At 72.2% G+C, this 10,236-nt stretch carries 14 protein-coding genes and 2 pseudogenes; 11 read left to right on the forward strand and 5 right to left on the reverse strand.

Features of this window, described 5'->3' with window-relative positions; translation table 11 throughout:
• The 3 genes from ABZ749_RS19640 to ABZ749_RS19650 form a co-directional block, all read right to left on the reverse strand.
• Positions 1 to 673: glycogen debranching N-terminal domain-containing protein (locus ABZ749_RS19640; protein ID WP_357229724.1), on the reverse strand; the 673-nt coding region annotated here is incomplete at its 3' end.
• Entirely contained in the window at positions 670 to 1,050 is a 381-nt protein-coding gene (locus ABZ749_RS19645) for an SCP2 sterol-binding domain-containing protein (protein ID WP_357229726.1), read from the reverse strand. The genes ABZ749_RS19645 and ABZ749_RS19640, both read right to left, overlap by 4 nt.
• 79 nt (positions 1,051 to 1,129) lie before the next feature.
• Entirely contained in the window at positions 1,130 to 1,504 is a 375-nt protein-coding gene (locus ABZ749_RS19650; protein WP_124820325.1) for a DsrE family protein, read from the reverse strand.
• A gap of 12 nt (positions 1,505 to 1,516) precedes the next feature.
• Here ABZ749_RS19650 and mtfM point away from each other — a divergent pair, with 12 nt between their 5' ends.
• A complete protein-coding gene (gene mtfM / locus ABZ749_RS19655; protein WP_030327764.1) occupies positions 1,517 to 1,621 on the forward strand; it encodes a small membrane protein MtfM in 105 nt (34 codons plus the stop codon).
• Between the two features lie 2 nt (positions 1,622 to 1,623).
• Positions 1,624 to 2,214 (forward strand): FABP family protein, encoded by a 591-nt coding sequence (locus ABZ749_RS19660; protein WP_357229741.1) that lies wholly within the window; start codon positions 1,624 to 1,626, stop codon positions 2,212 to 2,214.
• Between the two features lie 3 nt (positions 2,215 to 2,217).
• Here the strand turns inward: ABZ749_RS19660 and ABZ749_RS19665 are convergent, their stop codons facing one another.
• Complete coding sequence (locus ABZ749_RS19665) at positions 2,218 to 3,099, reverse strand: aminotransferase class IV (protein ID WP_357229728.1); 882 nt, start codon at positions 3,097 to 3,099, stop codon at positions 2,218 to 2,220.
• Between the two features lie 68 nt (positions 3,100 to 3,167).
• Here ABZ749_RS19665 and ABZ749_RS19670 point away from each other — a divergent pair, with 68 nt between their 5' ends.
• From ABZ749_RS19670 to ABZ749_RS19685, 4 genes are all read left to right on the forward strand, one after another.
• Positions 3,168 to 3,596, forward strand: a complete 429-nt coding sequence (locus ABZ749_RS19670) for a Fur family transcriptional regulator (RefSeq protein ID WP_357229730.1) — start codon at positions 3,168 to 3,170, stop codon at positions 3,594 to 3,596.
• The gene (locus tag ABZ749_RS19675; RefSeq protein ID WP_357229732.1) at positions 3,593 to 4,705 is read left to right on the forward strand and encodes a folate-binding protein; all 1,113 of its coding nucleotides are present in this window, start codon (positions 3,593 to 3,595) and stop codon (positions 4,703 to 4,705) included. Before ABZ749_RS19670 ends, ABZ749_RS19675 begins: the two co-directional genes overlap by 4 nt.
• A gap of 23 nt (positions 4,706 to 4,728) precedes the next feature.
• Positions 4,729 to 5,556: a 3-keto-5-aminohexanoate cleavage protein gene (locus tag ABZ749_RS19680; RefSeq protein WP_357229734.1), complete on the forward strand. Its 828-nt coding sequence runs from the start codon at positions 4,729 to 4,731 to the stop codon at positions 5,554 to 5,556.
• Between the two features lie 94 nt (positions 5,557 to 5,650).
• Positions 5,651 to 6,610, forward strand: a complete 960-nt coding sequence (locus ABZ749_RS19685) for an asparaginase (protein ID WP_355005806.1) — start codon at positions 5,651 to 5,653, stop codon at positions 6,608 to 6,610.
• Positions 6,611 to 6,617: 7 nt separating this feature from the next.
• On the opposite strand, the gene ABZ749_RS19690 is transcribed toward ABZ749_RS19685, so the two are convergent.
• Positions 6,618 to 7,415, reverse strand: a complete 798-nt coding sequence (locus tag ABZ749_RS19690) for an alpha/beta hydrolase (protein ID WP_357229737.1) — start codon at positions 7,413 to 7,415, stop codon at positions 6,618 to 6,620.
• Positions 7,416 to 7,527: 112 nt separating this feature from the next.
• Between ABZ749_RS19690 and ABZ749_RS19695 the strand changes: the two are divergent.
• The 5 genes and pseudogenes from ABZ749_RS19695 to ABZ749_RS19715 form a co-directional block, all read left to right on the forward strand.
• A pseudogene (locus tag ABZ749_RS19695) lies at positions 7,528 to 7,998 on the forward strand (helix-turn-helix transcriptional regulator); the annotation flags it as partial.
• A gap of 113 nt (positions 7,999 to 8,111) precedes the next feature.
• On the forward strand, positions 8,112 to 8,750 hold the full coding sequence (locus ABZ749_RS19700) for a hypothetical protein (RefSeq protein ID WP_357229739.1): 639 nt from the start codon (positions 8,112 to 8,114) through the stop codon (positions 8,748 to 8,750).
• A 71-nt stretch (positions 8,751 to 8,821) separates the two neighbouring features.
• Positions 8,822 to 9,136: a DUF2516 family protein gene (locus ABZ749_RS19705; RefSeq protein ID WP_334507220.1), complete on the forward strand. Its 315-nt coding sequence runs from the start codon at positions 8,822 to 8,824 to the stop codon at positions 9,134 to 9,136.
• Positions 9,133 to 10,020, forward strand: coding sequence for an alpha/beta hydrolase (locus ABZ749_RS19710; protein ID WP_355005802.1), 888 nt, complete (start codon positions 9,133 to 9,135; stop codon positions 10,018 to 10,020). Before ABZ749_RS19705 ends, ABZ749_RS19710 begins: the two co-directional genes overlap by 4 nt.
• An 11-nt stretch (positions 10,021 to 10,031) precedes the next feature.
• A pseudogene (locus tag ABZ749_RS19715) lies at positions 10,032 to 10,236 on the forward strand (alanyl-tRNA editing protein); the annotation flags it as partial.

The following is a 10,236-nucleotide window of genomic DNA, read 5'->3' on the forward strand; positions in this document are numbered from 1 at the left end:
GCTCCTGCTGTTCGGCCCGGATCGCGTCCGCGCTGCGGCTGCCGCCGTACGGGAGGGTGGCCCGGATGTCCTCGCCCCGGGCACCGAAGACGACGCTGGACACGTGCAGTCTGGTGGTCCAGCTGTCGTTGCGGGCTATCCGGATCCGGAAGGTCATTCCGGTGTCGTCGACCTGCGCCGGCGCGGTGGTGCTGACCACCATCTCCCGGTGGAACGCCTCCCGCCGGTAGGACAGCCGCAATTCGTTCTCGGCGACCGTGATCGTGGTCCGGCCCCGCTTCTGCCGAGAGTTCTTGATCTCGAACAGGTCGGCGAAATCGGCCCCGATCTCGATCCGGAGGGTGCACTCGACCTCCGCGCCGAGGTGGTTCAGCACTGTCAGTTCCTCCTCGAAGCTGCCCACTATCGCCCGGCTGCGGATCACCGACGCCTTGGCGTCCAGATAGTGCGTGGGTTCGCCGGGGGCGAGGAAGAACCGGGTGCGGTACGACTCGGCATCGTCGACGGAGAGGGCGTGCAGCCGTTCGCCGTCCAGGGTGAGCACCCACGTGGACAGGAAGCGGGTGTCGAAGGAGAACAGCCCGGTGGGGAAGTCGTAGGACGGTTCGATGTCGCCACGCCGGTCGCTGACCAGGAAGGTGTTGCCGTCCAGGATGCTGACGAGGTCCTTCATCGAAGTCGCCCGGCTGCTCGGCGGGCCGTTTCGCGGGGGTCGCGGGTGCCGGGCGGGTCCGGAAAGAACCGGCGGAAGGCGAGGAAGAGCACCACGTTCCCGCTGAACGTGCTCTCGTTGCGCAGCACCGCCGCGACCCCCTGGGCCTCGCCGCGGATCAGCCGGTCGAAGAGGTCGGCGCTGCTGTACCAGATCGCGTCGGCCGGCCCACGCCCTCGGGTGACCTGCACCGACCCGGGTCGCATCCGGACCAGCCAGTGTTCGGTGCGGTGGTCGTCGCCGAGGTCGATCTGGAGGGTGCCGTCGGCCAGGCCGCCCAGAACCTCGGCTGCGCGCGACGGCAGTGTCTCGAAGAACCTCTCCGCCGCCTCGGTCACATCCGAATCGTAGGCAGCCGTCCGAGATGTCGGGTCGGTATCGGCACTCCGCTCGGATCGACAGGCCGCCGCCGTGCGGTCAGTAGACGAGCGCCTGCGCGCCCTCGGCCAACGCCTCCTCGACGAAAACCGCTGCACCGGCGATCCGGACGCCGGGGAGTACGTCGTCCGGGCCGATCTCCCGACGGGCCGCGCACTGCGTGCAGGCGGTCACCCGGCCGCTGGTCAGGATGACGTGCAACAACTCGGCCAGGGGCGCGGAGTGCGGCAGGTCGAACTGCTGGGCGCGACCGGGCAGCGCGAACCAGGTGGACTCACCGGTCAGCCAGAGCGAGACGTCCACCCCGGCCGCTACCGCCGTCGCGGCGACGGTGAATGCCTGCGCGCACCGCTCCGGGGCGTCCGCCCCCGCGGTGGCCTTCACGACGAGATTGCGGGCCATGTGGCCCAGCATAGGATGGCCGGGATGGTTACCGAGATCGGGTTTGTCAGCCTGCTGGTCGCTGGCCTGGGCGGGCTCGCCGGTGGCCTGGTCTACCTTGCCGTACGCATTTCGAGAGGACGCTGGTGACGCTGATGAGCGAGAACCCGCTGCAGCCGCCGTGGCTGAACGCGCCGCCGGTCGAGGAGTACCCGTTCGAGGAGAGCCACGACCTGCGGGTCGGGCCGAAGCTGCACCCCGCGCTGGACGCCCTGCTGCCGTACATCGGTCTGTGGCGCGGTCGGGGCAAGGGCGGCTTCCCCACCATCGAGGACTTCGACTACGCGCAGGAAATTCGGATCAGCCACGACGGCCGACCGTTCCTGCACTACGAGTCGCGTGCGTGGATCCTCGACGAGCAGAGCAAGCCGGTCCGTCCGGCCGGCCGCGAGGTGGGCTGGTGGCGACCGGTGCTGGTGGACGGGCGGGCGACCGACGAGCTGGAGGCGCTGATCACCACCCCGACCGGGGTGATGGAGCTGCACCTGGGCAAGCGCACCGGCACGCAGCTCGAGTTCGCCACCGACGCGGTGATCCGGACTCCGACCGCCAAGGAGGTCACCGGCGGGCACCGGCTCTTCGGCATCGTCGAGGGTGCGCTGCTCTACGCCCAGGAGATGGCCGCCATGGGGCACGGGCTCAGTCCGCACCTCTCCGCCCGACTCGTCCGGGTCGGCGGCTGACCGCTACCCGACGGGGAAGCCCAGCAGTGAGTGCAGGGCGGGGGTGCGCGGGCAAGGGTTCCGGCGCACCCCGTCCAGCATTCGGATTTCGGCGAGCCCGCGCACGGACGAGCTGAACCAGACCCCGTCGGCGGCGTGCAGCTCGGCTGGCGTGACCATCCGTTCGGCGGCGTCCAGGCCCAGCTCGTGAGCATGGGCGAGCAGCCAGGCCGCTGTCGTGCCGGGCAGGATGCCGGTGGTCGCGGCCGGCACGGTGCAGAGCGTGCCCGCGGTGAGCCACACCACGTTCGCGATCGGCCCCTCCAGGGCGTACCCGTCGGAGGAGACCCAGAGCACGTCGTCCACGCCGGCCCGCTGTGCCCAGCGGCGGGCGGCGCTGTTGACCGCGTACGACGTGGATTTGATCCCGGCCGGTAACCAGTCGAGCCCGGTACGCGCGTCGGCGGGCACCCCCAACGGCAGGGTGGCCACTGTGATCCCGTTCCGCCGGGCCGCCCGCGACGACGCCGGCACCTCGGTCAGCGTGGCGTAGACGGTCGGCGGGCCGCCGGCCTCGGAGCCCCGGGTGCAGACCAGTCGTAGCGCGCCCTCCACCGGTGCGGGCCAGCCCGCACGCACCGTGTCGAGGAGGTCGATGAGCGCGTCGGCGGGGGGCAGGTCCAGGTCGACGGCCGCCGCGGCCGTGGTCATTCGGGCCAGGTGCTCGTCGCGCAACCACGGCCGGCCCTGGCGCAGGTGCATGGACTCGAAGAGCCCGTCGCCGCGCAGAACGCCCAGGTCGTCGCCGCGGAGCACGGGCTCGTCGGTCGCGATGAGGCCCTGCCCGAGCACGGCGATCCGCGGGCTCGGCGCAGCCGGGACATTGCCGACGGACGACGTCACCATGACCGCGAGCGTAGCGGTGATCGATCGCGGTGCGGGGAACAGCCTGGTGGCCGAACTATGATCGGAGCGTGTCCGAATCCTCCCTCGCGGAAATGCTGCGGGCCCGTGGGCTGCGGCTGACGGCCCAGCGGCAGCTCGTTCTCCAGGCGGTGCTCGATCTGGGCCACGCCACTCCGGAGCAGGTGCACACCGCAGTCCGGGAGGTGGCCGCCGGCGTCAACATCACCACCATCTACCGCACGCTCGAGCTGCTGGAACGGCTCGGCCTGGTCACCCACACGCACCTGTCGCACGGCTCGCCGACCTATCACGCCGCCGGTGAGCACCAACACGTCCACCTGGTCTGCCAGGAGTGTGGCGCGATCGACGAGATCGATCCGGAGCTGCTCCGCCCGCTCGCCGACCAGTTGGCCGCGCAGCGCGGGTTCCGGGTGGACATCGGGCACGTGTCACTCTTCGGCGTCTGCGTACGCTGCGAGAACGGGGACGAAAAATGATCGACATCGCGGGCGCGGTGGCCGTCGAGAGCATCGACGAGGCCAGCCGTGACCAGCCAGATCCGGCGCACGTCGCGGCCGGTGTGCGGGGGGTGGCCGCGCACTACGGCGACCCGCTGCGCGAGCAGCGCACCCTCGACACCGCTGTCGGTCTGGTCGACAGGTCGCACCGGGGGGTCATCGCGGTGCCCGGGGAAGAGCGGGCCAGCTGGCTGCACACTGTCACCTCGCAGCACCTGACCGCGCTCTCCGCAGGCGAGGGCACCGAGTTGCTGGTGCTGTCCCCGCACGGCCACGTCGAGCAGCACGCCATGGTCGCCGAGGACGGCGAGACCGCCTGGCTCGACACCGAGCCCGGTGCGACGGAGGGTCTGCTGACCTACCTGGAGAAGATGCGGTTCTTCAGCAAGGTCGAGCCACGCGACGCGACGGCCGAGCGCGCGCTGTTGTCGCTGGTGGGGCCGGCGGCCATGGAGGCGCTCGGCTCGCTCGGCGTGACCGGGCTCGCCGCACCGGACGTGGTCGCGGTGCCGGGTCCGAAGTTCCCGCACGGTGCCGTGCCACCACGGGCGAGCGCGCGGTACGACGTACGACCGCTGCCGATCGGCGGCTGGGCCCGACGTGGTCCGCTCGGGGTGGACCTGCTGGTGCCCCGGTCGGCGATGGACCAGGTGGTGGCGGAGTTGCGCGGCGCCGGCGTCCCGCTCGCGGGGCTGTGGGCGTACGAGGCGATCCGGGTGGCCGCCCGGCAGCCCCGGGTCGGGGTGGACACCGACCACCGGACCATCCCGGCCGAGGTCGACCTGATCGCCCCGGCGGTGCATCTGGACAAGGGTTGCTACCGGGGGCAGGAGACGGTGGCGCGGGTGCACAACATGGGCCGGCCGCCGCGTCGCCTCGTACTGCTGCATCTGGACGGGGTGACCACCGATCAGCCGCCGGTGGCCGGTACGCCGGTGACGCTCGATGGCCGGGCGGTCGGCTTCGTCGGCACCGCCGTGCTGCACCACGAGCTGGGCCAGGTCGCGCTCGCGGTCCTGAAGCGGAACGTCCCGGACGACGCCGCCTTGCTGATCGGCGAGACCGCAGCGGCGATCGACCCCTCCTGACCGGGCCGTCTAGGATCGCCGGCATGACGACAGGGACGTTGATCACGGTGGCCCCGACCGGCGCTGAGTCGGCCAAGGCGGAGGTGCCGGCGCTGCCGGTGACCCTCGACGAGTTGCTGCTCACCGCCAAGGAGTGCGAGGCGCTCGGCGCCGCCGTGATCCACGTCCACATCCGCGACGACGAGGCCCGACCGACGCTCGACCCGGTGCGGCTGGCCGACACCGTGGCGGCGCTGCGGGAGAGCACGGACCTGATCGTGCAGCTCTCCTCCGGTGGCGCGGTGACCGACCCGGAGGCCGCCCGACTCGCCGTGCTCGACGCCCGTCCGGACATGGCCTCCTGCACCATGGGCACTGTCAACTTCGGCGACGACGTCTTCCTCAACCGCTGGGAGTTCATCGTCGACCTGCACACCCGGATGCAGGAACGCGGGATCGTGCCGGAGTACGAGATCTTCGACCTCGGCCACCTGTCCGCGTTGCAGCGGTTGCTCGGCAAGTACGGGCTGCCGGCCGGTGGGCACGTGCACGTCGACTTCGTGATGGGCGTGCCGGGCGGGATGCCGGGCACCACCGAGACCCTCGTCGCGGCCCACCGGATGCTGCGGGACCTGCCCGAGGGCACCACCTTCTCGGCCACCGGCGTCGGCCGCAGCACGATCCCGGTGATGCTGGCCGCTCTGTCGACCGGCGGGCACCTGCGGGTCGGCATGGAGGACACCGTGACGTACGCCAAGGGCCGTCCGGTGGAGTCGAACATGCAACTGGTGGCCCGCGCGGTGGGTTTCGCCCAGCTCGCCCAGCGCCCGCCATTGACCACCACCGAGGCTCGCGAACTGCTCGGGCTGTAAGGCCGGGTCTGTCCCGCGCCCCTGTCACCCGGGCGGTGGACCTCCTGGTCACCCCGCCGCCGGGCACCCCCGGACCGTCGGTACCGTCCAGCGCGTGACGAAGACGTACGAGGGTGGCGCGCCGCTCGCCGAGGTGGTCCGGTCCGGGTTCGTGGAGGGTGCGCACCGCGGCTCGGTGGTGGTGCTTGACGCCGCCGGTGTCGCGGTGGCGTCCGCCGGGGACGTGACCTCGCCGATCTTTCCCCGCTCGGCCAGCAAGCCGATGCAGACGATCGGGATGCTCCGGGCCGGCCTGGCCCTGACCGACCCGGCCGACGTGGCGCTGGTCTCGGCGAGCCACGCCGGTGAGGAGTTCCACCTGGCTCGGGTCGGTGCGCTGCTGGAGCGCGCCGGGCTGGACGCGTCGGCGCTGCACTGCCCGCCCGACCTGCCGGTGGGGGCCGCGGCCCGGGAGGCGGTGCTCCGGGCCGGTGGCGGCCCGACCCGGGTGCAGATGAACTGCTCCGGCAAGCACAGCGGGATGCTGCTGACCTGCGAGGCCGCCGGATGGTCGCGGGAAGGCTACTGGCGACCGGAGCACCCGCTTCAGCAGCGGCTGCGGGCCGCCATCGAGGAGTTCACCGGCGAGCAGGCGGCGGCGGTGGGGGTCGACGGTTGCGGTGCGCCGGTCCTCGCGGTGTCGCTGGCCGGTCTGGCCGGGGCGTACCTGCGGCTGGTCGACGCCGAGCCCGGCTCGGTGCCGCGCACGGTGGCCGACGCGATGCGGGCGTACCCGGAGATCGTGGGTGGCACCCAGGCCGACGACACCCGGCTGATGCGTGGTGTCCCGGGTGCGCTGGCCAAGGTCGGTGCCGAGGGCGTGATCGCCGTGGCGCTGCCGGGCGTCGGCGCCGTCGCGTTGAAGATCGACGACGGCGCCGACCGGGCCCGGATGCCGGTACTGGTCTCCGCGCTGCGCCGGCTCGGCGTGGACGCTCCGGTGCTGACCGAGTACGCCGAGGTGCCGCTCTTCGGTGGTGGGGTACCGGTCGGGGCGGTCCGTCCGCTCTGGTGAGCGCGCTCTAGCTCAGGAAGTCGAGCAGCGCGGCGTTGACCGGCTCCGGGCGCTCCAGCGGCAGCAGGTGGGCCGCGTCCGGCACGTCGGGCAGTCGTACCGCGCCGGGGACCTCGGCGGCGATCCGGTCGGCGAGCCGACTGATGTCCGGCACGTCGGCGGTGCCGGCGGTGACCAGGACGGGGATCTTCAGCTCACCGAGACGACCGATCGCCGGTGGCGACAGCTCTCCCACCTCGACCGCGCCGAGCGCCAGCTCCGCGGCGAGGGCACGTTGGTCCATCTCCTGCGCGAACGCGACCAGCTCCGGGTCGACGTCCTCCGGCTGGCGTCGCGGGCCGACCACCCAGAACCGCACCTCACCGGCCGCACCGGCGGCGAAGTCGTCCGGGTCGACCTCGCCGACCAGGTCGTCCCAGAGGTCGTTCGCCTCGTCGGACCACTCGTTTCCGGAGACCGCCGTGTCGAACAGCGCGAGCGCGCTCACCCGGTCGGGGTGGGCCAGCGCGGTGTCGATGGCGACCGCCCCACCGAAGGAGCAGCCGACCAGGGCGGCCCGGGGCAGGTCGAGCGCGTCCAGCAGCCCGGCCACGTCGTCGTGGTGCGTGAACGGGGTCGGCGGGAGCTCGGAGTCTCCGTAGCCGCGCAGGTCCGGCACGATCACCCGGTGCCGGGCGGCGAGCGCGGACACCTGCCCCCGCCACATCCGCCGGTCGGCGATTCCGGCGTGCAGCAGGACGACGGGCGAACCGGTGCCGGCCTCGTCGTACGCGATGCTTGCTCCATTGACTGTGATCTTGTCCACGGACGGACCGTACGGATCGGTCGAGCGGCGCGCAAACGCGATCCTGAGACCTTGCTAACTATGGCTAGCGTTTTGCTTGCAACAGCTAGCGCGGGCGGTTAGCGTCGCTGCCATGGCCACACCCAAGGACCTTCCCGACGTCGGCGGGTTCATCCGCGATCTTCGGCGCAACGCCAAGATCTCGCTACGGCAGCTCGCCGAGCAGGCGGGGGTCAGCAACCCGTACCTCAGCCAGATCGAGCGCGGCCTGCGCAGGCCCAGCGCCGAGGTGCTCCAGCAACTGGCGAGCGCGCTGCGGGTCTCCACGCCGGCGATGTACCTGCGCGCCGGTCTGCTCGACGACAAGGAAGGCCACGGGGTGCTCGCCGCCATCGCCGTGGACGCCGACCTGACGATGGCGCAGAAGCAGTCGCTCAGTCAGATCTACGAGACGTTCCGCCGGGAGAACACCCGGCTGGCCGAGGCCCAGGCCGAAGCCGAGACGGCGCAGGCCGACCAGCCCGCCGACCAGCCCGCCAGCCAGGCCGCGGACCTGGCCAATGTGGCCGCCACCGGCCCCACCACCGTCGGCGGCACCCCGACCGAGGCCGTGCTCGAGTCGGTCGCCGTCACCGAGGCGGGCACCGCCCCCGCCCCGGGCAGCACCAGCATCCCCCAGAAGAAGAAGGCCGCCGAGGCGGCCGAAGAGGAGACGTCATGAGCGAGCCGAAGACCAACCGCATCCCCGCCCCGATCTACGCCGCTGCCGGCGCCGGTGAGCTGGCCATCGAGCAGTTGCGCAAGCTGCCGGCCGTGGTCGGCGTCCTCAGCACCCGGGTCGTCGCCGACCTGGGCGGCCGGGCCGTGCTGACCGGCTTCGAGCTGAAGCAGAAGGCCACCGAGACGCTGCGCACCGCCAACGAGACCGCCGACCTGGCGAAGCTGCGCGAGGCCGCCGACATCGACAAGCTGCGCGCCGCCGCGACCCGCAACGCCGCCCTGGTGGTCGCGGGCGCCCAGGTCGCCCAGGAGCGCGCGTTCGCGGCGTACGGCGCGCTGGTCGCCCGGGGCGAGCGGGTCGTCGGTGCCGGCGTGCTGGAGGCCGCCGAGACGGTCAACGCCGACATCGAGGCCACCGAGGCCGTGACGCCGGCCGCCACCCCCGCGGCTGCCGCCACCCCCACCGCTGCGGCCCCCACCGACGCGCCGACCCCGGCCGACGTGGCGGAGATCGCCGAGGCCAAGCCGGCCACCGTCAATAAGGCCGCCCGCGCGCCGAAGGCCGCCAAGCCGGTCGAGGCCCCGTCGGCGAAGCTTCCCCGGGCCACCAAGCGGACCCGTCCGGCAGCCGAGTAGTTCACCGTGGCCGCGACCCCGGTGGCGTCCTTGTCGGACGTAGCCGGGGTCGTGGACATAAACTGGCCGGCATGGCCAACGCCGCGCCGATCTTCGCCTTCGCCGTCCGTGAAGTGATCCAGCTGATCCTGCTCGTCTTCGCGCTGATCGTTCAGGGCGTCGCCCTGGTGCACGCGATCACGCAGCGCTCCGACGCCTTCCCCGCCATCGGGACGCTGCCCAAGGGCGGCTGGATCGCCATCCTGGCGGTCTGCCTCGTGCTCACCCTGCTCGGCTTCGGTCCGATCAGTCTCTTCGGACTGGTCGGCATCGCCGCCGGTCTGATCTACCTGCTCGATGTCCGAATTGGCCTCCGCGAACTCGGTGACGGCAAAGGGTTCTGGTGAGAGGTTTTCGCTGGCCGCCCCCACCCGACAGCGGGCCCCGCACCTGGGGTCCCGGGCCGGGTGGGCCGCGTACCGGCCGGCCGGCGCTGCCGGAGCCGGAGACCGAGCTGATCACCACCCCGCACGGTGTACGGCTGGAACGGCTGGTCACCGGCACCGGTGATCCGGTCACCGTGTTCGCGCACGGGTTGGGCAACGGCATCGCCACCACCCGACCGTTCGGCAGTGGGGTGAACGGTCGCAAGGTGTTCTTCCAGTTCCGTGGGCACGGCCGTTCCGAAGCCCCGGACGGGCCATGGGACTATCTGGACCTGGCCCGGGATCTGCGGGCGATCGCCGACCTTGGCGGCGCCAGCCGGGCGTTCGGCGCGAGTCTCGGCGCGGGTGCCCTCTGCCGACTCCTCGTGGAGAGCCCGGAGCGCTTCGACAAGCTGGTCTTCTTCCTGCCGGCGGTCCTCGACGAGCCACGCGGGCCGGCCGCCCGGGAGCGCATCACCGACCTCCTGGAAGCGGTGGAGAGCGGGGATGCCTCGGCGGTCGCCGACATCGTCACGCTGGAGTTGCCCCCGGCTGTGCGTAACACCCCGGCCGGCTGGGCCTACCTGCGACAACGGCTCGACCAACTGCTCCGCGACGGTCTCGCCGACGGTCTGGCCACGCTCACCGACCAGACACCGCTGCGCCAGATCGGTGACCTGACGGCGGTCACCGCACCGGCGCTGGTGATCGGTTGCGCGGGCGACGACCTGCACCCGGTCGAGGTCGCCGAGCGGCTCGCCGTGGCGCTTCCCCAGGCCACCCTGCACGTGTACGACCGGCCCGGCGTGCTCTGGTCGGAACGCGCCGATCTGCGGGACCGCATCTCCGGCTTCCTGAACGAGTAACCTGCCCTGTCATGGGCGTCACACAGCACGGCCGGACGCACCGGCTGGACCTTGCCGACCCGACCCTGCGCGAATGGACGTGCACGGTCCTGCACTCCGATGCCGAGCAGGGCATCGTGTTGGACCGTTCGGCGTTCTACCCGGGCGGTGGTGGCCAACCACCCGACCACGGTGTGCTGCTCTGGCAGGGCGTGCAGACCCGGATCGTCGGCACTC

Origin of the sequence: Micromonospora sp. NPDC047753, from assembly GCF_040642735.1 — a bacterium.
Classification (GTDB): domain Bacteria; phylum Actinomycetota; class Actinomycetes; order Mycobacteriales; family Micromonosporaceae; genus Micromonospora.

Bases quoted from the DNA above. Each gene is read 5' to 3' on its own strand.
- ABZ749_RS19675 (WP_357229732.1), top strand. From the start codon at position 3,593: ATGATCGACATCGCGGGCGCGGTGGCCGTCGAGAGCATCGACGAGGCC.
- ABZ749_RS19680 (WP_357229734.1), top strand. From the start codon at position 4,729: ATGACGACAGGGACGTTGATCACGGTGGCCCCGACCGGCGCTGAGTCG.
- ABZ749_RS19650 (WP_124820325.1), bottom strand. From the start codon at position 1,504: ATGCTGGGCCACATGGCCCGCAATCTCGTCGTGAAGGCCACCGCGGGG.
- mtfM (WP_030327764.1), top strand. From the start codon at position 1,517: ATGGTTACCGAGATCGGGTTTGTCAGCCTGCTGGTCGCTGGCCTGGGC.
- ABZ749_RS19665 (WP_357229728.1), bottom strand. From the start codon at position 3,099: ATGGTGACGTCGTCCGTCGGCAATGTCCCGGCTGCGCCGAGCCCGCGG.
- ABZ749_RS19705 (WP_334507220.1), top strand. From the start codon at position 8,822: ATGGCCAACGCCGCGCCGATCTTCGCCTTCGCCGTCCGTGAAGTGATC.
- ABZ749_RS19700 (WP_357229739.1), top strand. From the start codon at position 8,112: ATGAGCGAGCCGAAGACCAACCGCATCCCCGCCCCGATCTACGCCGCT.